Origin of the sequence: Borreliella kurtenbachii (assembly GCF_030437945.2) — a bacterium.
GTDB classification, from domain to species: domain Bacteria; phylum Spirochaetota; class Spirochaetia; order Borreliales; family Borreliaceae; genus Borreliella; species Borreliella carolinensis.
In genome coordinates, this window is the sequence record NZ_CP124058.1 from 428,255 (window position 1) to 453,396 (window position 25,142).

The 25,142-nt window shown below is 32.7% G+C and carries 13 protein-coding genes, 2 tRNA genes, 5 rRNA genes and 1 other annotated feature; of the genes, 5 read left to right on the forward strand and 15 right to left on the reverse strand.

Features of this window, described 5'->3' with window-relative positions:
• Positions 1-10: 10 nt before the first annotated feature.
• The 8 genes from rrp1 to QIA22_RS02660 all read right to left on the reverse strand — a co-directional run bounded on the left by rrp1 (position 11) and on the right by QIA22_RS02660 (position 13,553).
• A complete protein-coding gene (gene rrp1 / locus QIA22_RS02625) occupies positions 11-934 on the reverse strand; it encodes a cyclic-di-GMP-producing response regulator Rrp1 (protein WP_301611605.1) in 924 nt (307 codons plus the stop codon).
• Positions 935-936: 2 nt separating this feature from the next.
• Positions 937-5,415 carry an ATP-binding protein gene (locus QIA22_RS02630; RefSeq protein ID WP_301611606.1) on the reverse strand — a complete coding sequence of 1,493 codons (4,479 nt, stop codon included), beginning with the start codon at positions 5,413-5,415 and terminating at the stop codon, positions 937-939.
• A gap of 98 nt (positions 5,416-5,513) precedes the next feature.
• Positions 5,514-5,624: ribosomal RNA gene (gene rrf, locus QIA22_RS02635) — 5S ribosomal RNA — on the reverse strand.
• A 23-nt stretch (positions 5,625-5,647) separates the two neighbouring features.
• A 23S ribosomal RNA gene (locus tag QIA22_RS02640) occupies positions 5,648-8,576 on the reverse strand.
• Between the two features lie 181 nt (positions 8,577-8,757).
• Positions 8,758-8,868, reverse strand: a 5S ribosomal RNA gene (gene rrf, locus QIA22_RS02645).
• A gap of 23 nt (positions 8,869-8,891) precedes the next feature.
• Positions 8,892-11,820 (reverse strand): 23S ribosomal RNA (locus QIA22_RS02650).
• A 201-nt stretch (positions 11,821-12,021) separates the two neighbouring features.
• Positions 12,022-12,861, reverse strand: a complete 840-nt coding sequence (locus QIA22_RS02655) for a Cof-type HAD-IIB family hydrolase (protein ID WP_301611607.1) — start codon at positions 12,859-12,861, stop codon at positions 12,022-12,024.
• 131 nt (positions 12,862-12,992) lie between these two features.
• Positions 12,993-13,553: a DNA-3-methyladenine glycosylase gene (locus QIA22_RS02660; RefSeq protein WP_301611608.1), complete on the reverse strand. Its 561-nt coding sequence runs from the start codon at positions 13,551-13,553 to the stop codon at positions 12,993-12,995.
• A 356-nt stretch (positions 13,554-13,909) separates the two neighbouring features.
• On the opposite strand from QIA22_RS02660, the gene QIA22_RS02665 reads away from it, so the two are divergent.
• Positions 13,910-13,983: transfer RNA gene (locus tag QIA22_RS02665), tRNA-Ile, on the forward strand.
• A 278-nt stretch (positions 13,984-14,261) separates the two neighbouring features.
• Positions 14,262-14,759 (reverse strand) — a sequence feature (16S ribosomal RNA rRNA prediction is too short).
• 230 nt (positions 14,760-14,989) lie between these two features.
• Here QIA22_RS02665 and QIA22_RS02670 read toward each other — a convergent pair.
• The 4 genes from QIA22_RS02670 to rsmI form a co-directional block, all read right to left on the reverse strand.
• Positions 14,990-15,063 (reverse strand) — tRNA-Ala (locus tag QIA22_RS02670).
• A 172-nt stretch (positions 15,064-15,235) separates the two neighbouring features.
• Positions 15,236-16,771 (reverse strand): 16S ribosomal RNA (locus QIA22_RS02675).
• Positions 16,772-16,982: 211 nt separating this feature from the next.
• Positions 16,983-17,531: a 2'-deoxyribosyltransferase gene (locus QIA22_RS02680; protein ID WP_071983401.1), complete on the reverse strand. Its 549-nt coding sequence runs from the start codon at positions 17,529-17,531 to the stop codon at positions 16,983-16,985.
• Positions 17,532-17,625: 94 nt separating this feature from the next.
• Entirely contained in the window at positions 17,626-18,300 is a 675-nt protein-coding gene (gene rsmI, locus QIA22_RS02685) for a 16S rRNA (cytidine(1402)-2'-O)-methyltransferase (protein WP_301611609.1), read from the reverse strand.
• A 207-nt stretch (positions 18,301-18,507) separates the two neighbouring features.
• On the opposite strand from rsmI, the gene QIA22_RS02690 reads away from it, so the two are divergent.
• A complete protein-coding gene (locus QIA22_RS02690) occupies positions 18,508-18,825 on the forward strand; it encodes a hypothetical protein (protein WP_301611610.1) in 318 nt (105 codons plus the stop codon).
• 29 nt (positions 18,826-18,854) lie between these two features.
• Here QIA22_RS02690 and QIA22_RS02695 read toward each other — a convergent pair whose 3' ends face one another.
• Entirely contained in the window at positions 18,855-19,244 is a 390-nt protein-coding gene (locus QIA22_RS02695; RefSeq protein ID WP_002557021.1) for a DUF1893 domain-containing protein, read from the reverse strand.
• 113 nt (positions 19,245-19,357) lie between these two features.
• On the opposite strand from QIA22_RS02695, the gene QIA22_RS02700 reads away from it, so the two are divergent.
• The 3 genes from QIA22_RS02700 (at position 19,358) to QIA22_RS02710 (ending at position 21,541) form a co-directional block, all read left to right on the forward strand.
• A complete protein-coding gene (locus QIA22_RS02700) occupies positions 19,358-19,963 on the forward strand; it encodes a YigZ family protein (protein WP_301611611.1) in 606 nt (201 codons plus the stop codon).
• A 109-nt stretch (positions 19,964-20,072) separates the two neighbouring features.
• Complete coding sequence (locus QIA22_RS02705) at positions 20,073-20,825, forward strand: ParA family protein (protein ID WP_301611612.1); 753 nt, start codon at positions 20,073-20,075, stop codon at positions 20,823-20,825.
• A gap of 2 nt (positions 20,826-20,827) precedes the next feature.
• Positions 20,828-21,541, forward strand: a complete 714-nt coding sequence (locus QIA22_RS02710; protein WP_301611613.1) for a hypothetical protein — start codon at positions 20,828-20,830, stop codon at positions 21,539-21,541.
• Positions 21,542-21,806: 265 nt separating this feature from the next.
• On the opposite strand, the gene QIA22_RS02715 is transcribed toward QIA22_RS02710, so the two are convergent.
• The gene (locus QIA22_RS02715; RefSeq protein WP_301611614.1) at positions 21,807-22,589 is read right to left on the reverse strand and encodes a ParB/RepB/Spo0J family partition protein; all 783 of its coding nucleotides are present in this window, start codon (positions 22,587-22,589) and stop codon (positions 21,807-21,809) included.
• A gap of 118 nt (positions 22,590-22,707) precedes the next feature.
• The gene (gyrA, locus tag QIA22_RS02720) at positions 22,708-25,140 is read right to left on the reverse strand and encodes a DNA topoisomerase (ATP-hydrolyzing) subunit A (protein ID WP_301611615.1); all 2,433 of its coding nucleotides are present in this window, start codon (positions 25,138-25,140) and stop codon (positions 22,708-22,710) included.
• Positions 25,141-25,142 lie beyond the last annotated feature (2 nt).

Sequence of the window (25,142 nt, forward strand, 5' to 3'; positions counted from 1 at the left end):
AAATATAAATTTAATATCTAAACTGATTTCTTCCAGAAACTTTAGCCTCATAAAGCTTACAATCAGCAAGTTTTATGATATTGGTAAAATTATTATCAATAGGAATTTCTTGAGCAAGACCAATTGAAACAGTCACAATGCTAGAAGCATTACTGTGCTCATGAACTATTCTTAAGCACTTTATATCATTAATCATTGTTTTAATAATGCCAATCATTTCATTTAGACTTTTGTTAACAGAAAAAAAAATAAATTCTTCTCCTCCATATCGAGCAACATCTATTTTATATTTTAAAGAAACCTTATATAGAGCTTTAGCAATCAATTTAAGACATTCATCACCATTTGTGTGACCATAATTATCATTGTAATTTTTAAAATTATCAATATCCAACATCCCAACAATTATTATTTCCTTGCTTTCTAAAGCTTTCATCCACGACTTAGAAAATTTATCCATAAAAAATCTTCTATTTGGAATTTGAGTAAGCCCATCAATTCTAGACAAGCTTTTAAAATAATCTCTTAACCTCTTTAATTCAAGATGCGTTTTAACTCTAGCATCAATTATTCGACTATTAAAAGGTTTTAAAATATAATCTACTCCACCAACGTTAAATCCTTCAAGTTGAGCATCTGTAGAACTCCTTGAACTAATGAAAATTACAGGAATCTCTTTAGTATCAGGATCACTTTTTAGCTTTCTACATACCTCATAGCCACTAATATCTGGAAGTCCTATGTCAAGAAGTACAAGATCCGGACTATCTTTTTCAACCTGCTTTAAAGCATCAAGTCCATTTGTTGCAACCTCAATCTCATAAGCATCTTGCAATATACTTACCAATAAATCTAAATTGGTGGGAGAATCATCCACAATTAAAAGCTTTTGACTCTCTGCTTCAAAAACTTTATCTTTAATTATCATTTCCACTGCTAATATCTCTTATTATTAAGCATTTCAATAATCTCTTCAAGAATCTTAGAGCTCTCAGCAAATCTATATAGTCTTAAATTCCTGCGAAGATCACTAAATAATACCTTAATATTATCGTCTAAAACATATTTGTCAATACTCTCAAGAATTTCTCTGTATTCTCTTGGCTTTCTAGTCTTAATAGCAATTAAAAGTTTATTGAGAAGGCTTAAAAATTGATCATCATTTTTAAAGTATAGCTTATTCTCACTAACAATCTTAGACTCAACTAAAACATTTTCCTTTATGTCGCTTATTAATTGAAATAAATCATCTTTTACAAAAAAATACATTTTTTTCAACTCATCAATTGAATCTTTACTTGTTTCAATTTTTTGAAAATCTTTATACAATTCACTACGCATATTAGAAAGAGCTCCAGATATTGAGTGAGATATATCCTTAACTAAAGACAAATTTCCCTCATCAAAAGCTTTTTCTAAATCAATAATATTAATAGAGATAAAATCAACAAGCCCTCTACATAATTCAGAATATGATGCATATGAAAGATTTAACTCTTTTAAGGCCCTATTAACATCTAGATTGGGAAATTTAACAGGTTGATTGAAATCTTCATTCTTCCAAATATCATTAACTTCAAATTGTAAGTATTTTTTTAATATAGCTTTAATTGAACTTATGTGTATTGGTTTTGAGATATAATCATTCATACCACTTGCAAGACACTTGTCTTTATACTCTTGCAAAGCATGCGCTGTTACAGCAACTAAAACACACGGTTTTAAATTCTTAGCCTTTTCAAATTTTCTAATTTCCTTGGCCACTGAAAATCCATCATGCCTTGGCATTCGTATATCAATAAAAGAGATAGCATATTTTTTATTTTTTAAAGATTTTAAAGCTTTTACTCCATCATCTACAACATCAATAAAATTTTTATTAATGCCTATTACAACAAGAATATCCTTTAACACTTTTTGATTTACCTGATTATCTTCAGCTATTAAAACATTAATGGGTTCTTTTATCTTAAAAGCACTATCTATTGGAACCAAGTCTTCAAAATCCATTTCTGGGTTACAGTCTTTTTTATAAATAGAACATATACCAAGCCCCATTAAAGGCTTTTTAACATACATATATTTTAAATTTTTCAGAGCTTTATTATCTAAATAATAAAATAAAAAAATAATTTTCACATCAGAGCTTAGTCTTTCAATATTATTGGCAAATAGAATACTCTCTTGAATATTATCGTTATTTACATTTACATAAACAAAGCTATAAAAAGGATATTCTTTGAAAACTTTATAAGCATCCTCAAAAGACGCTACATAGCGCACATTAGAAGAGCATCCCAATAAAATCGAACAGTGTTCAAAAATTTTAATAGCTTTTTGGCTTAAAAGCACATTTAACACTTTATTATCACCATTTATTGATTGAGATCTATTGATTGACAAATTTTTACTTTTAAGCTCACCGCCCAATAAAAAGGGCAACATAAATGAAAAAGTGGTACCCTCTCCCACCTTACTATCAACAGCAATGCCAAGGCCACCCATTAGTCTTACAAGCTCTCTAGATATTGACAACCCCAATCCTGCGCCCTCATGAACCCTTGAAGAAGAATCATCCTCTTGTTTGAATATTTCAAATATCTTAGAAAAATTGTCTTTTTCAATACCCTTGCCTGTATCTATTACCTTAAATTCAACTGTAACTAAAGTATTGTCATCAGCTCTTGTTCTACATACTTCTTCATAGTTTAAAACAACAACACCATCATCTGTAAATTTAAAAGCATTTCCTATTAAATTAATTAAAACTTGTTTAATTTTTACAATATCACCTTTTATATAATTTTTAAAAATAGATTTAGAATAAGAGAATAAATCAATATTTTTCTTTGCACATTGAGATTGAAAAGTTTTTAAAACCATTTCCATTTCACTCTCTAAGTCAATCTCTTGACTCTCAACATATAATTCATTAACATCTATTTTAGACAAATACAATATATCATCAATTAAAGAAAGCAAAGAATCAGATGAATAATTTATCATCCTAACATAGTCTTTTTGAACATCTGTAAGAATAGTTGTATCTAAAAGCTCAGTAGCCGCCATTATTCCGTTAATAGGGGTACGAATATCATGACTGACGTTAGCTATAAAAATGGTTTTAGCAGCATTAGCAGCTTCTGCAATCTTTTTTTCATTCATTACAAAAGAATATCTTCTTTTCTGCTCAAATGATAATCTGAACATAAATATTATTACAAATCCTAAAAAAGTAAAATAAAATAAAATGACTGTTGACACTAGAAATTTGAAATTATTAACCCTGCCGCCTTTGGATTTATAATAAATATCAAATTTCCAATCATTTAAATACATCTGACTGCCAACATTCGAGCGCATAACAACTTTTTGAACAATTTCTTTCAAGATATAATCCTGATTATAAATAGCAAGACTCAAATCAAAAGCTAAGTCTCTAAAGGTAGGAAGCTTCTCAACATCAGCAATATTTAATTCTTCAAAAACAGCAGCAGCTGTATACTCATCACTAATAATCCCATCTACCTTTCCCTTATAAAGCAGAAGAAGGGCCTCTTTAAAGCTACTTACCAGAACAAGCTTTGATTTAATATTAGAGGCCAAATTTTTACTATATAAAAATTCAAGTACAGCAAACCTTTCTAAAGTTCTAGATGGAAGCACCCTTTTTTTATTTGAAAAAATATAAAGTGGAATTCGAGAATTTAATTTTATATTGAAAACATTATCTAAATTTGAATCGGTTGCATTAGTATTTAGCATATCAATTTTTCCAGATTTGATTAATTTTTTAAGATCTAAACTATTTTGAGCTTCAATTATGTTAAATTCTAAACCGGAAAACATTCTAATCTTATCAAGCAAAAATTGATTTATTCCTTTATAATTATTTGCTTCAACATAATCTATTGGATACCAATTTTTAACAACAAGATTTAATTTATTATTTTTTGATAACCAAATTTTTTCTTCTATATTAAATTTAACCTTATTCATAATTTTATAACTATTTATTCTAGAACTATTAATCTCTTCTTTATCCAACCAATTTTTATCTATTTGAAGTAAAGATTCAAATGAAATATCATCAAATATAGAATTAAGAATATATTTAATAACCTTGTAAACCCTGTTATCAATAGCTAATACTAAAAACCTATTTTTATTAAAAATCGAATCGTAAGATTTTAATCTGCCGTTATATCCATTTAATTTTAATAAATATTTTGTTGTTATTGAATTTTCTATAAATCCATATGAATTATTAACAATATCTATAAAGTTGTTAACAATATCTTTATTTTTATTTAATTGAATGTTATTAAAATTAAAATCAATAAACTGAGAATTTATTGGACCAGCATCACTATTTAGGTCTTTAGAATAAAATTTAAAATTAAGAGGATATATTGGCTTACTTACTACATAATTAACATTTTCAAATACACTATCATTACTAATAATTCCGCCAAAAATACCCACTGACTTTCCATCTAATGATTTCTTAATATCCTCTTTGGAAAATCCCTTAAAAATAGGCTTAAAGATATGTTGCCTTGAGAGAAGATTCCATAAATCCACTAAAATACCAGACAATTTTCCCTGTGAATTAATAAAACTCAAAGGGGGATAATCATTATATAAACCAACATCAATAAAATTTCCCTTAGAAGTACTATCTAAAAAAGAAATAATAAGTTCTTCAGGTATTTTCATTAAATAAGAAAACAAATCTAAATTCAAATTCTTTACTATCTCAGGTGCATTTCTACTAATAGCCACTCTATTTTTAATACTATAAAAAACATCTCCGGGAAAAATCACAAGGTCTTCACCTAAAAACCGCTTTGCAATATAATGTAAAGTCTTACAATCACCATATATATAATCAACCTTATTATTTTTTAAAGCCAATACTAACTCTTGAGAACTATCAGCCAAAAAAATAGTGTTAGCACTTTTTAATCTTAAGATATCTTCATATATTGTATTTTTAATAACTCCTATATTAAAATTGGATAAAAATGTTGAATGGGTATTTTTATATTTTTTATTAGAGCTTTTAGAAAATAAAATTGAAATGCTCCTAGCAAGTTCATTTTTAAAATAAAAAAAATCATTTAATCTTGTGTTATAAGTCAACCCTAAATATATTGCTTCGTCTTCAATTTCACTTTCATTTAAATTATCAATATGTTCAACTTTGATATCAACACTATTATCTTTTGCCCATTTATCTAAAATAGAAAAAATAAGCCCCTCATATTCTCCTTTATTATTCTTATAGTAAAAAGGAAAAAATTGATCTATAAGCTTAAACTTGAAAAAATCCTTGGGAAATAAATTGGTATTTACAAAGCAAACCAAAAGTAAAATTAAAAAATTAGTACTTAAAAAGTTTGCTTTTTTCATTTTATTTTAAAATTTCCTTATTAAAATACAATGGTTTTACCCCTGTATAAAAATAAATATACACAATAAATTTAAGGTTTAAAATATAAAAATAAAAACCCTGGCAATAACTTACTCTCCCGCGAACTCGCAGTACCATCAGCGAAAAAGAGCTTAACTTCTGTGTTCGGAATGATAACAGGTGTTTCCTCTTTTCTTTAACCACCAGGGTTTTTACAAGGAAGACAAAAATATGGCCAAAGATACGGGTAATTAGTATTAGTCAGCTTAATATATTACTATACTTACACTTCTAACCTATCAACCTGGTATTCTTCCAGGACCCTTAAAGGATATCTCATCTTGAGGAAGGCTTCCCACTTAGATGCTTTCAGCGGTTATCCTTTCCGAACGTAGCTACCCAGCACTTACCCTTGGCAGGATAACTGGTACACTAGAGGTTCGTCCATCTCGGTCCTCTCGTACTAAAGATAGCTCCTCTCAAATATCCAACGCTTGTGGCAGATAGGGACCAAACTGTCTCACGACGTTCTGAACCCAGCTCGCGTACCGCTTTAAATGGCGAACAGCCATACCCTTAGGACCTGCTCCAGCCCTAGGATGCGATGAGCCGACATCGAGGTGCCAAACCCTTCCGTCGATGTGAACTCTTGGGAAGGATAAGCCTGTTATCCCCGGAGTACCTTTTATTCGTTAAGTGACGGCGCTTCCACTTGCCACCGCCAGATCACTAAGACCTACTTTCGTATCTGTTCGACTTGTCAGTCTTACAGTTAAGCTACCTTATGCCTTTACACTTACAAAGTGATTTCCAACCACTCTAAGGTAACCTTTGCGCACCTCCGTTACTCTTTAGGAGGCGACCGCCCCAGTCAAACTACCCACCTGGCACTCTCCTCATATTTCTATAAGTTAGAAACCTAATTAAACAAGGGTGGTATTTCAAGATTGACTCCACTACCCCTAACGAGATAGCTTCAAAGTCTCCCACCTATCCTACACATATTTAATCAAATCTCAATACCAAGCTATAGTAAAGGTTCACGGGGTCTTTCCGTCTAACCACAAGTAATCGGCATCTTCACCGATACTTCAATTTCACCGAGCTCCACGTTGAGACAGCGTCCAAATCGTTACACCATTCGTGCGGGTCGGAACTTACCCGACAAGGAATTTCGCTACCTTAGGACCGTTATAGTTACGGCCGCCGTTTACTGGGGCTTAAATTCAATGCTTCGAATAAACTAACATCTCCTCTTAACCTTCCAGCACCGGGCAGGTGTCAGTCCCTATACTTCTCTTTACAGATTTGCAGAGACCTGTGTTTTTGGTAAACAGTCGTTTGGACCATTTTTATGCTACCTAATTGCTTAGGTCGTACTTATTCCGAAGTTACGTACGTATTTTGCAGAGTTCCTTAACGTGGATTCTCTCGCGCGCCTTAGAATTTTCATCCCACCTACCTGTGTCGGTTTGCGGTACGGTCCCTTATAGCCTAACCTTAGAAGTTGTTTCTTGGCACCTTGACTACCTACATTTCATACTACCTAAATAGCACTCATTATCACATCTTAGCTCTCTTAACGGATTTTCCTATTAAGATCATCACCTTAATGCTTAAACTAGGGCAACCATCGCCTAGCAGTAGTTAACCTCATGCGTCACTCCATCGAAACTATAAGAGGTACGGGAATATTAACCCGTTTCCCATCGACTACACTTTTCAGCTTTGCCTTAGGGGCCGACTAACCCTGGGAAGACGACCTTCACCCAGGAAACCTTAGGTTTTCGGCGAATGGGAATCTCACCCATTTTTTCGTTACTCATACCTGCATTCTCACTTCTGATACCTCCATCAAACTTTCCAGTTTAACTTCTCTGGCTTACAGAACGCTCCCCTACCACCTTAACTTTCGTTAAGATCCAAAGCTTCGGTAATGTGTTTAGCCCCGTTACATTGTCGGCGCTTAAGTACTCGACCAGTGAGCTATTACGCACTCTTTAAAGGTATGGCTGCTTCTAAGCCAACCTCCTGGCTGTTTACGTACCTAAACCTCCTTTTCCACTTAACACATTTTTGAGACCTTAGCTGTTGGTCTGGGTTGTTTCCCTCTCGACTATGAACCTTATCGCCCATAGTCTCACTCCTATTCATCATTTAATAGCATTCGGAGTTTAACTGAGTTTGGTACCCTTTGACAGGCCCTAGCTCAATTAGTGCTCTACCTCTATTAAACTAAAATAAGGCTGAACTTAAATCCATTTCGGGGAGAACCAGCTATCTCCGAGTTTGTTTAGCCTTTCACTCCTATTCACAGCTCATCCCTGCCTTTTTAAACAGACTAGAGTTCGGCCCTCCACTTGGTTTTACCCAAGCTTCAGCCTGGCCATAAATAGATCACTCGGCTTCGGGTCTACCACATCTAACTAAATCGCCCTTTTAAGACTCGCTTTCGCTTCGACTCCAGCACTTCTATGCTTTAATCTTGCTAGACATGATAACTCGCAGGTTCATTATGCAAAAGGCACGCCATCACCGCAATTAATTACGGCTTTGACTGCTTGTAAGTCTACGGTTTCAGTTCTATTTCACTCCCCTCCCGGGGTTCTTTTCACCTTTCCCTCACGGTACTCTTCTCTATCGGTAGCTTTTTAGTATTTAGCCTTGGAGAGTGGTCTCCCCAGCTTCAAACAAGGTTTCTCGTGCCTCGTCCTACTCAGGAACATTTTAAAAAGATATTTACATTTAAATTACAGGACTATCACCTTCTTTGGTTAATCTTTCCAGATTATTCTTCTATATAAATATTTTGTAACTTTTTTGCTTATCACAGACTAAGCCTAAACGTCCTACAACCCCATAAATGCAACGCTCTGCAGCTTGACACATTTAAAGTTTGGGCTACTCCCTTTTCGCTCGCCACTACTAAGGGAATCTCTTTGATTTCTTTTCCTCAGGGTACTTAGATGGTTCACTTCCCCTGGTATCGCCTCTATTATTTAAATAATAGATAGCTAGCATCTTGCTAGCTGGATTACTCCATTCGGTAATCTTGGGATCAATAAATGTTTGCTTCTCCCCCAAGCTTTTCGCAGCTTACCACGACCTTCTTCGCCTTAAAGCTCCTAGGCATTCACCATAGACTCTTATTACTTTGACCATATTTTTATCTTCCATCTCTATTTTGCCAATTTGTTTATGCAACATAAAATAATATATATCTTTGTTTAATCCGTGTCAATATATATTTTATTTTTTATGTTAATTAAATAATACATTAAAAAACACTAACATTTAAAAAACATAAAATAAAATCAAGATTTAAAATATAAAAATAAAAACCCTGGCAATAACTTACTCTCCCGCGAACTCGCAGTACCATCAGCGAAAAAGAGCTTAACTTCTGTGTTCGGAATGATAACAGGTGTTTCCTCTTTTCTTTAACCACCAGGGTTTTTACAAGGAAGACAAAAATATGGCCAAAGATACGGGTAATTAGTATTAGTCAGCTTAATATATTACTATACTTACACTTCTAACCTATCAACCTGGTATTCTTCCAGGACCCTTAAAGGATATCTCATCTTGAGGAAGGCTTCCCACTTAGATGCTTTCAGCGGTTATCCTTTCCGAACGTAGCTACCCAGCACTTACCCTTGGCAGGATAACTGGTACACTAGAGGTTCGTCCATCTCGGTCCTCTCGTACTAAAGATAGCTCCTCTCAAATATCCAACGCTTGTGGCAGATAGGGACCAAACTGTCTCACGACGTTCTGAACCCAGCTCGCGTACCGCTTTAAATGGCGAACAGCCATACCCTTAGGACCTGCTCCAGCCCTAGGATGCGATGAGCCGACATCGAGGTGCCAAACCCTTCCGTCGATGTGAACTCTTGGGAAGGATAAGCCTGTTATCCCCGGAGTACCTTTTATTCGTTAAGTGACGGCGCTTCCACTTGCCACCGCCAGATCACTAAGACCTACTTTCGTATCTGTTCGACTTGTCAGTCTTACAGTTAAGCTACCTTATGCCTTTACACTTACAAAGTGATTTCCAACCACTCTAAGGTAACCTTTGCGCACCTCCGTTACTCTTTAGGAGGCGACCGCCCCAGTCAAACTACCCACCTGGCACTCTCCTCATATTTCTATAAGTTAGAAACCTAATTAAACAAGGGTGGTATTTCAAGATTGACTCCACTACCCCTAACGAGATAGCTTCAAAGTCTCCCACCTATCCTACACATATTTAATCAAATCTCAATACCAAGCTATAGTAAAGGTTCACGGGGTCTTTCCGTCTAACCACAAGTAATCGGCATCTTCACCGATACTTCAATTTCACCGAGCTCCACGTTGAGACAGCGTCCAAATCGTTACACCATTCGTGCGGGTCGGAACTTACCCGACAAGGAATTTCGCTACCTTAGGACCGTTATAGTTACGGCCGCCGTTTACTGGGGCTTAAATTCAATGCTTCGAATAAACTAACATCTCCTCTTAACCTTCCAGCACCGGGCAGGTGTCAGTCCCTATACTTCTCTTTACAGATTTGCAGAGACCTGTGTTTTTGGTAAACAGTCGTTTGGACCATTTTTATGCTACCTAATTGCTTAGGTCGTACTTATTCCGAAGTTACGTACGTATTTTGCAGAGTTCCTTAACGTGGATTCTCTCGCGCGCCTTAGAATTTTCATCCCACCTACCTGTGTCGGTTTGCGGTACGGTCCCTTATAGCCTAACCTTAGAAGTTGTTTCTTGGCACCTTGACTACCTACATTTCATACTACCTAAATAGCACTCATCATCACATCTTAGCTCTCTTAACGGATTTTCCTATTAAGATCATCACCTTAATGCTTAAACTAGGACAACCATCGCCTAGCAGTAGTTAACCTCATGCGTCACTCCATCGAAACTATAAGAGGTACGGGAATATTAACCCGTTTCCCATCGACTACACTTTTCAGCTTTGCCTTAGGGGCCGACTAACCCTGGGAAGACGACCTTCACCCAGGAAACCTTAGGTTTTCGGCGAATGGGAATCTCACCCATTTTTTCGTTACTCATACCTGCATTCTCACTTCTGATACCTCCATCAAACTTTCCAGTTTAACTTCTCTGGCTTACAGAACGCTCCCCTACCACCTTAACTTTCGTTAAGATCCAAAGCTTCGGTAATGTGTTTAGCCCCGTTACATTGTCGGCGCTTAAGTACTCGACCAGTGAGCTATTACGCACTCTTTAAAGGTATGGCTGCTTCTAAGCCAACCTCCTGGCTGTTTACGTACCTAAACCTCCTTTTCCACTTAACACATTTTTGAGACCTTAGCTGTTGGTCTGGGTTGTTTCCCTCTCGACTATGAACCTTATCGCCCATAGTCTCACTCCTATTCATCATTTAATAGCATTCGGAGTTTAACTGAGTTTGGTACCCTTTGACAGGCCCTAGCTCAATTAGTGCTCTACCTCTATTAAACTAAAATAAGGCTGAACTTAAATCCATTTCGGGGAGAACCAGCTATCTCCGAGTTTGTTTAGCCTTTCACTCCTATTCACAGCTCATCCCTGCCTTTTTAAACAGACTAGAGTTCGGCCCTCCACTTGGTTTTACCCAAGCTTCAGCCTGGCCATAAATAGATCACTCGGCTTCGGGTCTACCACATCTAACTAAATCGCCCTTTTAAGACTCGCTTTCGCTTCGACTCCAGCACTTCTATGCTTTAATCTTGCTAGACATGATAACTCGCAGGTTCATTATGCAAAAGGCACGCCATCACCGCAATTAATTACGGCTTTGACTGCTTGTAAGTCTACGGTTTCAGTTCTATTTCACTCCCCTCCCGGGGTTCTTTTCACCTTTCCCTCACGGTACTCTTCTCTATCGGTAGCTTTTTAGTATTTAGCCTTGGAGAGTGGTCTCCCCAGCTTCAAACAAGGTTTCTCGTGCCTCGTCCTACTCAGGAACATTTTAAAAAGATATTTACATTTAAATTACAGGACTATCACCTTCTTTGGTTAATCTTTCCAGATTATTCTTCTATATAAATATTTTGTAACTTTTTTGCTTATCACAGACTAAGCCTAAACGTCCTACAACCCCATAAATGCAACGCTCTGCAGCTTGACACATTTAAAGTTTGGGCTACTCCCTTTTCGCTCGCCACTACTAAGGGAATCTCTTTGATTTCTTTTCCTCAGGGTACTTAGATGGTTCACTTCCCCTGGTATCGCCTCTATTATTTAAATAATAGATAGCTAGCATCTTGCTAGCTGGATTACTCCATTCGGTAATCTTGGGATCAATAAATGTTTGCTTCTCCCCCAAGCTTTTCGCAGCTTACCACGACCTTCTTCGCCTTAAAGCTCCTAGGCATTCACCATAGACTCTTATTACTTTGACCATATTTTTATCTTCCATCTCTATTTTGCCAATTTGTTTATGCAACATAAAATAATATATATCTTTGTTTAATCCATGTCAATACTTATTCCAATATTTTAATAAATAAATTTACAAAAATACATTATAAGTAAAAAATTTATATTTTAAATAGAAAATTCTACTAAAAATAACCCAAATGCATTAAACACTCGAATGCAAATTAATACTTAATATTAAGCTCAAAAAAATCAATTAAAAACTTAGCAACACCATCCTCATCATTGCTAAATTTTGTCATTTCGTTATTCGCTAAATTAATTTTAAGAAATTCATTGGCATTTTTCATTAAAACCCCTTTGCCAAGATTTTTGAGCATCTCATAATCATTATTATTATCTCCAAAAGCTAAAACATCATACAATGGAATGCTTTCAAGAAAAGCAATATTTTTAATAGCATTATATTTATTAGCATTAATATTGGTAACCTCTAATAAATCTTTAGAAGAAAAAAACACCCTTATGTCCTTGAAATCTTTACCCCTAATGTCATTGTCAAGTTTATTAAGAATTGCCAAATCATCACAATAATAAACAATCTTAGAAACAGAATCAACGTTTAGTTTGGTCAGATCCCCAATCGTAACATTTAGGCCTAAATCCCTAATAAAATGCTTCATAATAGGACTTTTAACATATGCATTAGAATACCAATTATCAAAAGTATAAAGATTAACATCAACATTGTCTTTATGTATCTTGAGAATTTCTTTTACTAAACCATAACTCATTGCATGTCTAAAAATTAAATTTTCTTGCAAAAACACTTCAGCCCCATTCGCCGTTACAAGATAATTTTCATTAATACTAATTTCTTTTAATTGATTCCTAATATTTTTAACTTCACTCAATCTTCTACCGGTTGCAATAATTATTTTAAAATCTTTCTCCAAAGCCAAAAGAACTTCAAGGGTTAAAAAAGTAATCTCATGATTGTTGTTCAATAAAGTGCCATCAAGGTCAAAAACTAGCATTTTATATCTTTTATAATTAGAATTCATATATAAATCTCTCTTGTAAAATATACTATCACAAATAATTTATTCTCAATAAATTACTCTTAAAGAAGAAAATAATCAAATTTAATAATATTATATTTTTAAAATTTTTTAAAAATATATTCAAACGAAAATCAACGCCTTGAAACAAATTTGTTATCTTTGATATAAAATCTCCAAGGCTTGTTTATATCGCTCTCTTTTGCATAATCAATATTGATTCTTTTTGAACAAGCTATATTAAAATCGAAATTCATGCCTCTTTGTAAAAAAAGCTCATTATTCCCAATAAGATCAATTTTATTAAAAGTCAAATCAATATTTAAAAATTTTGTAAGTTTCCCAGGACCATTGGTAAGAATACTTTTCTCCCCCAATAATGGAGAAATAGGCTCTACACTTCTGATTAAAACAGCTTGAGGATTATTTTTATCTGCAGTTACAATGTTAAACATATAATGCATGCCATATATTATATACACATAAGAATATCCGCCTATGCTATACATAGCACTTGTGCGATTTGTTATCTTGCCGCCATAAGAATGACAGGCGCTATCTGTTATCCCCATATAAGCTTCTGTTTCAACAATTCTGGTAACCATTTCCTCTTTGTTGATCTTTCTGATTAAAAAATTACCAAGCAATAACTTTGCAACGGTAGCAGCATCTTGCAAAAAAAAATATCGATCCATAAACTCAATTTTAAAACAAGATAATAATAAAAAAAAATATTACCAAAACACACATGCAAAACATAAAAGTATATTACCCACAATAAAAATAAAAAATAAAATAATTTAATCATCCATTAAATACATATTTAAATAAATTTTTTAGATTTTTAATCCAAAAAAACTTAAAAAGCTAAACTAATTCAACTTAAATCATATTATATGAAAATGCTAATCTAAAATATAAAATAAAGGACATTGATAAATATGTAAAAATTCTAAGCTATACACAATATCTCTTATATCTTTTAAAGATATAAGAGATATTGACAAAGTTATAAGATTTAAATAAAATTTGTAAAGAATTGTATGTTTAAGGGATCATAGCTCAGGTGGTTAGAGCGCAGGTCTGATAAACCTGAGGTCGGATGTTCAACTCATCCTGGTCCCAATATATTCCATCATTTTAAGTATGGCAGTAGCGCTTTAAGCTATTATTAATAATGTAAAAAATTATTCACCTTAAAATCTAAAATTGTAATTACTATTAAAACAAAGCTTAATTAAATATAAAACTGAATACTGCCAAACAGTTACTAAAGATTTATTTTTCTAAATTTTAAATCAAAAATTTACCTTGACTTCAAAGACTTTTCATCAAAATAAAAGCACAAAGAATGGTCAATAAAATTAGCCTTAATTTGTCTTTCTCTTAAAAAGAGACTAATCCAGCCATACTGGAAAATGCGATCGTCTTGTTGCAACCTCGCTCCTCTCCTTAAACATACCTCAAGCACCTCCCTCCCTTACGGATTAAGATAATAACTTGGGGCATCCTCAACTCAAATGACGTGACGGGCGGGGCGTGTACAAGGCCTGAGAACGTATTCATCGTATCATTCTGATATACGATTACTAGCGATTCCAACTTCATGAAGTCGAATTTCAAACTTCAATCTGGACTGAGACCTGCTTTACGCGTTTTGCTTCACATCACTATTTATCTTTGCTTTACACAGGCCACTATAGAACGTACGCAACTCAGGGTATAAGAGTAATGATTTGAACACAACCCTTACTCCCCCCACTTATAACCCAAAGTCTTATACAAATCCCTATCACTACGTGGTGGTAACAATAATAAAGGTCACGATTCGTTACAAGATTTGCCCCCAGACATCACGCTTTAACGTCCCACATTAATTCCTAATTAAAAGCTAGTAATGAATGTGGGGTGTTTATAAAATAGACTACTAGAAAATGTAATCTTGTTTAATTCTTATGATTTAGTGACACACCGTAAGTTTTTATAAGAGGTTTGCTTTTGTTTCTAGATATTCTTCTTAGTATCAAAAGATTCCATCTTTAGCCCAGAAATTCTAACTTTCTCTTTAAATAATTACTCCAACAAGATTAATTGAAAACATGCTTAATTACAATCCAAGGCACATGCCAAATGGAGGTTAAGGGACTCGAACCCTTGACCCTCGGCTTGCAAAGCCGATGCTCTAGCCAGCTGAGCTAAACCCCCAAAATGATCTAAACTTAAGTTTAAGTTTAATAAAGTTGCTTTAATATCAAAAATTTAATAAATAAGTTCCTATTAAACTTAACAAAATAACACTGGTTTTAAAAATTCTTTTATCAAAAGAAAAGAACAGGGAAGAGTTAACGGAATTAGCCTTAGTTTATCTTTCTCTTAGAAAGGAGGTGATCCAGCCGCACTTTCCAGTACGGCTACCTTGTTACGACTTCACCCCCCTCACTAAACATACCTTAAATACCTTCCTCCCTTACGGGTTAGAATAATAGCTTCGGGTATCCTCAACTCGGGTGGTGTGACGGGCGGTGTGTACAAGGCCCGAGAACGTATTCACCGTATCATTCTGATATACGATTACTAGCGATTCCAACTTCATGAAGTCGAGTTTCAGACTTCAATCCGGACTGAGACCTGCTTTATGCGTTTTGCTTCACATCACTGTTTCGCTTCGCTTTGTACAGGCCATTGTAGCACGTGTGTAGCCCAGGACATAAGGGCCATGATGATTTGACGTCATCCTCACCTTCCTCCGACTTATCACCGGCAGTCTTATCTGAGTCCCCACCATTACATGCTGGTAACAGATAACAAGGGTTGCGCTCGTTGCGGGACTTAACCCAACACCTCACAGCACGAGCTGACGACAACCATGCAGCACCTGTATATAGACCCCAAACGGGGAATAATTATCTCTAACTATATCCTATATATGTCAAGCCCTGGTAAGGTTCCTCGCGTATCATCGAATTAAACCACATGCTCCACCGCTTGTGCGGGCCCCCGTCAATTCCTTTGAGTTTCACTCTTGCGAGCATACTCCCCAGGCGGCACACTTAACACGTTAGCTTCGGTACTAACTTTTAGTTAACACCAAGTGTGCATCGTTTACAGCGTAGACTACCAGGGTATCTAATCCTGTTTGCTCCCTACGCTTTCGTGACTCAGCGTCAGTCTTGACCCAGAAGTTCGCCTTCGCCTCCGGTATTCTTCCTGATATCAACAGATTCCACCCTTACACCAGAAATTCTAACTTCCTCTATCAGACTCTAGACATATAGTTTCCAACATAGGTCCACAGTTGAGCTGTGGTATTTTATGCATAGACTTATATATCCGCCTACTCACCCTTTACGCCCAATAATCCCGAACAACGCTCGCCCCTTACGTATTACCGCGGCTGCTGGCACGTAATTAGCCGGGGCTTATTCATAAATTAACGTCATCACTTTGTCATTTCCTACAAAGCTTATTCCTCATTTATAAAAGAATTTTACAATCTTTCGACCTTCTTCATTCACGCAGTGTCGCTCCGTCAGGCTTTCGCCCATTGCGGAAGATTCTTAGCTGCTGCCTCCCGTAGGAGTCTGGACCGTATCTCAGTTCCAGTGTGACCGTTCACCCTCTCAGGCCGGTTACTTATCATCGCCTTGGTAGGCATTTACCCTACCAACTAGCTAATAAGACGCAGACTCATCTACAAGCGAAGCTTTAAAGGCTTCCTTTCATCAATTAACAAATTAACTGACTTTATTCGGTATTAGCTACTATTTCTAATAGTTATCCCCATCTCATAGGTAGATCATCCACGCGTTACTCACCCGTTCGCCACTGAATGTATTGCTACATCCCGTTTGACTTGCATGCTTAAGACGCACTGCCAGCGTTAGTTCTAAGCCAGGATCAAACTCTTCGTTATTCTTATTTTTTTTATTTAAAAAAATTAACAGGTTTTGTTTATTCTTTTGGCTTTCAACCTTACTTAACTCTTCCCTTCTCTCATCTTCCAATAATCATTTCAACCTTTAATACTTTAACAAAAGAAGAAACATATTGTCAATACCTTTTCATTATTTTATTAATATAAAATATAAAAAAATAAATTTTATTAATAAACCGTTCTAAAAGCATTAACAACCACATTTTTCATTAACAGGCAAAGTTGTAAAAATTTTTTTTAATTTATTTCCCAATTTAGCTTTTAAATAATCAAAAAAGGTTCTGAAATTTTCATTATCTCCTTTAAACTTAATCCACAATTCTTTAAAAGTCAAAATCCCTTCCCTAAGATCCTTATAATTAGAAAAAGCCGCAGTACAGTCGCTATACATTAAATTATAAAAATCAGAATCTTTTTTATCTTTAAAAAAATCTATACTTGGTATTTTTTTAGCAAAGGCAAATCCTCTTTCATAGGCCGTACCCGCATCAACATAATTAACCAAGGCCAAAACAATATCGCTACTAACTAGCTCTTTTAAATCTATTTCTCTTATCTTCTCTCTTATATCTCTATTTGCAAAGTTATCATCAACCTTCTCAAGCAATCCCATCTTTTTAACAGCATGATGCTCTGGAGAAAACACATCTAAATTAAACTCTTCAAGAAATTTCAAAACCTCATCCCTTAGTTTAATTTCCTCTTCGGTAAAAAATGGAGAAGCTAAATAAATCTTCATAAAAACCCCTATCAAAATTCAAGTATAGCATAATAAATTAATCAGATAAAATCAACAATAAATAAATCTTTGAAATCTAAATATAAAACATTTATTATAAGCGACTTCTGCTGACTAAAATAGTAAATTCTCCTTTAACCTTATCCTTGCTCGATTCAAAATATTTTTTTAATTCTAAAGGTTTGCCAATTTGATATTCTTCATAAACTTTTGTCATCTCGCGACCAACAAGAACCTTTGCATCTAAACTAACAGAAGAAATTTCAACAAGCAACTTCAAAATTCTATGGCCAGATTCAAGCAAAACAAAAGCATCTCCCCTTTTATATAGCTCGGCAATTCTTTTAAATCTTTTAAGACCTTTGTTGGGCAAAAATCCCTCAAAAAACACCGATTTATCTCTAAAAGGATTAACACTTACAATTGTATTAAAAGAACTTACTCCAGGAATTGGACAAACTTTATATCCTCCTCTAAAAGCAGCAGCAACTAATAAGCTCCCGGGATCACTAAGCCCTGGAGTACCAGCGTCACTAACAAAAGCAATAGAATATCCTTTTGCCAAATAATCCAATAGTAAACCTACCCTCTTATTTTCTGTTACGGCATTACAAGAAATCATTTTTTTGTTAATTTTATATCGCGACAAAAGTTTACTAGTAACCCTAGTATCTTCTGCAAAGATAACATTTACCGATTTTAAAATATCAATTGCTCTATAAGTAATATCTTCTAAATTGCCTATTGGCGTACCAACAATATATAACACGGCTCCTTTTAATTCCTCCAAAAAACAAAAATAAATATATTAAAAGCATTTTTCTTAATGATAAAAATCTAAAACCCTTTATTCGCCAAATACAAAAATAAGTTATAAGCTACATTTTATATGTCTATCAAAATACTTGCTTTTGTATTACATTTAGTTATATCATTAAGTATTAATGATTAAAAAGCTAAAAGAAAGGGAAAATTTATGTTTGCATTAATTAGAAAAATATTTATGATCTATTTTCTATGCATTACTCTTGCAGGTTTTGCCATGATTTTTATTGACAGCAAATTTACCGAACAGACTGATGCTAAAGAAAATCAAAACAAAATTAATCAACATACAATCGAACCTAATTTAATCATGTTTACATCTTCTATAGGAGGATTTTTAGGCGTTTACGCTGGAATTTGGATTTTTAACTATAATAAAAGCAATTTTTACCTAAATTGGGGAAACTTAATAATATTAATATATAATATAGCCCTAATTATCACTGTATACTCAAAGTCACATAGCTAGCTAAAAAATAGCTCAATTATTTTCATAATTTATAAATTATTGACTATAATGCCTCTTTTAATCATATACTTATAAACCTCTTCGGGATTTTCCAAGCTTTCAATCAAACTTTCTGCCCTGTCATTTATTTTTTCTACCAATTTTTTATAGGCTACTTTTATTCCTCTGCTTTCTAAAAAATCCTTTGCGGGTTGAGAAACAACCCCGGCTTGAACATTTTGAAGCCCTATATTATAAATAATAACAGCTGCTGCCTTGCCTACAACTTTATCATAAATTTCAAGTCCTTCTTTATTCTGGATATATTTATTGATAAAATTATCTACTTCTAAAAGGGGCTTTAATCCCCTTTCCATGTTAGAATAAAGTATTTTATGATCTTTGAATAACCTTAATGTTGGATTCAAGCCTGATATCATTTTTACCTCTTTTCTGGATATTTATAACAATCAATAATAAAAATAAACACTATTAATAATATACATAAACAATAAATACTGCAATATCTAAAAAGATAGTATACTTACGTTATATGATATTAGTGCCAAAAAACAATAGTAATTCTAAAATTGAAATAAAGAAATCCATCTTTGTTTCATATATTTTTAACATTGAAAAAAAAGACGATATAAATAAAACTATTAAAAAATACAAAATAAAATTTAAAAATGCTACGCATGTGGTTTATGGATTTAGAATCGGAAATAAAAACTCATTCTTAAATGGAATGAGTGATGACAGAGAGCCTAATTTAACGGCTGGAAAACCAACACTAGATGCTATAATACATAATAATTTAACTGATACTTTAATAATAACATTGCGATATTTTGGAGGCACTTTGCTTGGCAGAGGGGGATTAATCAAAGCATATTACAAGTCTGCCAAAGAAGTTATTAATAATACATCTATAATAGAAAAAGAGGAATTAGAAATTTTAAGCTTAAATTTAACTTACAACCAATACAATTCACTATTAAAAATGAAAAATAAACTTGAAATAGACATAATAGATTCAAACTTTTCAAACAAAATAAACACTTCAATTAAATTCAAAACAAAAAATAAGCAAAAAATATCAGAATTTTTTATAGAAAATGGCTTAATTCAAGAAATTTCAAAGTTTCATAAAGAATAATATGCATATCAAATAATCAAATATTTAAAAACTAATTTAAAGTATTATTATTTTTATCATTTATGTTTTAAAATATAAAAACAAAACCAAATAAAAAGAGAAAATTTATATGAAAATAATATCTGTAATCAATCAAAAAGGGGGCGTAGGAAAAACCACAAGCGCCATTAATATTTCTTATTCAATGACCCTGCTTGACAAAAAAATTCTTCTAATAGATATTGATTCACAAGGAAACTCTACCAGCGGCACAAACACCTCGGAGCATACAGCCGAAAACTCAAGTTATGAACTAATTAATAAAAAAATAAAGGTAAAACCTTTAAATCATTTTAAATTAAACATAATTCCTTCTAGTATTAAATTAGCCTTGCTAGAAAAAGAATTAATAAATGAACTTTCAAGAGAAAATTTTTTAAAAAATGCATTAGCGCTGTATGAAAAAGATAAATATGATTTTATTATTATCGATTGCCCTCCTACGCTTTCAATATTAACTATAAATGCCCTTATTGCAAGCAATTATTTGTTAATACCAATTGAAACGGAATTTTTTGCATTTGAAGGTATAAATCAACTAATAGATACAATAAATACTGTAAAACAAATAAATAAAAATTTAGAGATTACGGGTGTTTTTATAAATAAATACGACATAAGGAATAAAAGTAAAGAAAAATATATAAGCTTATTAAAAAAAGTTTTTAAAGAAAAACTTTTAAATACAAAAATAAGGAAAAACATAAGCATTTCAAAATCTCAAGAAGCAAAAATGCCTGTATATGAATATGACAAAGAAAGCAATGCTGCAAAAGATTTCTTAGAGCTCTCAAAAGAGATAATAAACAAAATTAAGGAATAACTATGTCTGACAATTTAGAAACTTTAATGTTTCTAATGGGTAAAAAATTAGAAACATCTTCAACCAATTCAGAAAATATCGAAAAAAAAGAAATTATTTCAATTGAAAGAAAAAACTTTGACTACAATAAGCTAGATAAAGATATTTCTGATTTTTTAAAAAAAAAGCAATATGAAATTTTCAATATTTTCAACAACACTTATACAAAAATTGGAAAGATACTCAAAGACGCTCAAGACAAATTAAAAGGAAACAATCAATATAACGGCCTTTTTTATCAGTGGTTCAAAAGTATGGGATTTAAAAAAGACAAGGTTTACGCTTTAATATCAAGATACAATCTGCTTATCGAAAATTCCGACAAGCAACTCACTATAGAAAAATTACCTTTATCATTATCATATGAAATATCTAAAAAATCTTGTCCCTCTATTTTAAAAACCGAGGTTCTAAATGGCAAAATAAATTCTTTAAAAGAATTTAAAATTGTTTATAAAAAAAAATTTGATTTAAAGGATACACACAAATCATTACTTAAAAAAAACGAAAAATATGAAAACGATATAAAAGAAGCGCTGGATTTCATATTAAAAAATATAAAAGAATTTAAAAATGTCGAATTTAAAAAATTAAAGCAAGAAAACTTAAAATTATTTTTTCATTCTATTTTAGAAATAAAGAAAAAAATAAAACATATTAAAAATAATTCTATCTAACTTTAGCACTTAGCTAGTAAGAGTATATAAAATATATTATTATTATTCATTTTTCAAATATTAAATTATTTTTTACTTTTTAATTTAGCCACACATAACAAAATATAAACTTTGCCCTTCATTTAAAGTCTAATATTTTTTATAGAAACTAAACAATTTTAAAACAAGCTTAAAAAATTTATGCGTTGTACCAAATGCCCAATAAATCAAAGCTCTCATAAAATTAAGAAAAGATATTTTACAATCTTTAAATTATAAAAACAATTTAGCTAATATGACCAAAAAAAGAAACAATTCTTCTTAAATCACCCGAAGTAAAATACTCTATCTCTATTTTGCCTTTATTTTGATTCCCTTTAATGTCTATTTTTGTTTGGATTTTATCAAATAAAAATTCTTTTATGTTGCTTAAAAAAGGATCTTGTTCTAGCTCTCTTTTTTTTACTATAGATTTGTATAAATTTTTAACATATTTTTCTGCATCTCTTACAGAAATTTTTTTTTTCAATATCATTAAATAAAGATTATACCTATCTTGCTTATCTTTTAAGGATAAAATAACTTTAGCATGCCCAAAAGAAATTTCTTTCCTATGTACTGCATTTAATATTTCTTGTTCAAGATCTAAAATCCTAACTAAATTTGAAATATAGGTCCTACTTTTGCCAATTTTTTCAGATAACTCCTTTTGAGTTAAAGAATGTTTATTCATTAAATTTTTATAGGCATAAGCCTCCTCAACAGGCGTAAAATTTTCTCTTTGAATATTTTCAACCAAAGGCATAAAATCTCTACAGGATTCTTTTATGTTAACTTCGATAACAGGAATATTTGTCATCTGAATAAGCTTAGCAGCTCTAAACCTTCTTTCTCCTACTATTATTTTATATCTATCATTTGCTTTACAAACAATTAAAGGTTGCAAAATTCCATTTTCTTTTATAGAAATGCTTAGCTCTTCTAATTCAACAAGACTAACAGATTTCCTTGGCTGATCATCATCAATATCCAAAAGATGAATATCTATCATTTTAAAAACTCCATCCATATTATCAGAACCTCCTACAACACAAAATTTTACCAGGTTATAATATTGAATTACAATTTAAGAATAAAAAAAAAGAATGTTCCACGTGGAACATTCTTAAATAAGAAAAACCAATTCTTTATTTAATAAATTTTGAAACAGAAATCAAGCTGTCATTATCAAGTGACAACACTTGAATTCCTCTAGCATCTTTGCCTTGTTCAGATACTTTTCCAGCTACTGTTCTTAAAGCTTTTGAACGTTTACTTACAAGCAAGACTTCATCATCCTCTGAAACTGCTATAGCATCAACAACACTACCCGCTTTTTTATCAGATTTTTTATAACTAGTATAACCAGTGGCTCCCCTTTTAAGCTCAGATATTTTAGATATACTTAATCTTTTTCCATACCCATTCTCAGAAATAATCAAGAGATAAGGATTTCCTCTAGCCGCCAAAACTTTAACAAAAAAATCACCCTCTTTTAATTTCATTCCACAAACACCTTGGGTACCCCTATTGGTAAGCCTAACATCCCTTGAATTAAATATAAACGCACTACCCTTCTTAGAAAGACAAATTATTTTTTCATCCTTAAAAACAATCTCTGCACTTGTAACAAAATCTTTATCATTAAGTTTAATAACAATAACACCTCGTGACTTTACTGCTTTAAAATCTGCAGATTCGAATCTAGCTATCTTTCCACTTGCAGTTGCAAGCAACAAATAAGCATCATCAGCAAAATCCTTACTATTCTTAATAGTTAATATTTCTTCTTGATCTCCCAAATTAATAAGTTCACTAATATTTTGACCCTTTGAAGCTCTTGAAGAATCTTTTATTTCATAAGCATTGATTAAATAAAGCTTTCCTTCATTTGAAATCATAAATAAATGATCATGAGTATTAACACACAAAGCAATAACAATCTCATCTCCATCATTTAGATCAAACGAACTGAGACCTTTTCCTCCCGTACCTTGCAATTTATACTCATTTTGTGAAAGTCTTTTAAGGAAACCTTTCTTTGTAAGCATAACAACAATATTTTCTTTTTGCACTAAATCCGACATACTAGTTTTTAAAACCTCCTCATCATAAATTATTTTAGTTCGACGTTCATCGCCAAATTTCAAACCTAAATTAATAGTTTCTTCTCTTATAATATTAATAATCCTTACTGGATTCAAGAGAATATCTTCATAATCTTTTATTAAGCTTAACAGCACATTAAGCTCCTCTTCAAGCTTAAAAATTTCAAGAGCTGTAAGTTTTTGCAACTTCATATCAAGAACTGAATTAGCCTGAATCTCTGAAAGCCCAAAATTTGAAACAAGCCTTTCCTTTGCATCTTTTGCTAATTTAGACGCTTTAACAATCTTAATAACCTCATCTATATTATTTAAAGCAATATTTAATCCCTCAAGAACATGTGCTTTCTCTTTTGCCTTTCTCAAATCAAATTCAATACGTCTTTCGATAATATTTTTTCTATGCTCAATAAATTCAAATAATAATTCTTCTAAATTCAACTGTTTGGGAATGCCATTAACAAGAGCTAAATTATTTATACTAAAATGCTTTTTAAATTCAGTATATTCATAAAGCAAGTTCATAATAACATGGGGATCGAATCCTCTTTTAACCTCAAGAACTATTCTAATGCCTTCTCGATCAGATTCATCCCTTATATCTAAAAGTCCTTCCAGTTTTTCTTCTTTTGCCAAAAGCGCAACTTTCATAAGAAGTGCAGATTTATTTACCGTATAAGGTATTTCTGTAACAATTATAGCATTTCTATCTTCTGTTCTTTCTTCAATATGATATCTTGCCCTAATAACAACACTTCCCTTACCAGTTTTGTATGCTTTAATTAAATTATCATTATAAACAATCTCTCCAAAAGTTGGAAAATCAGGCCCTTTAACTATCTTAAGCAAATCAAATATAGAAGCATTCTCATTATCCAGCATATAAACAATAGCATCACAAATTTCCCTTAAGTTATGAGGCGCCATATTAGTAGCCATTCCAACAGCAATTCCACTAGAGCCATTAACCAATAGAAATGGAAATGATGAGGGCATAATCTCAGGCTCACTTAAAGAATCGTCATAATTAGACTTAAAATTAACAGTCTCTTTGTCTATATCCTTAACAATATATTCAGTTATTTTTTCCATTTTAGCTTCAGTATATCGCATAGCAGCAGGAGGATCTCCGTCAATAGATCCAAAATTGCCCTGCCCCCGTATTACCGGATATCTAAGTGAAAAATCTTGAGCAAGTCTTACAAGAGCATCATAAATTGATTGATCTCCATGAGGATGATATTTCCCAAGAACATCCCCCACTATTCTACCAGCTTTTTTAAAAGCTTTATCAGAACGAAGTCCCATCTCATACATAGAATAAAGTATTCTCCTGTGAACCGGCTTAAGACCATCTCTTACATCTGGAAGAGCTCTGGAAACAATAACTGACATTGCATAATTTAAATAAGAGGTTTTTATTTCATCTTCTATCTTAACATTTAATATTTGTTCTTTATTTTCTCCAACTGCCATTA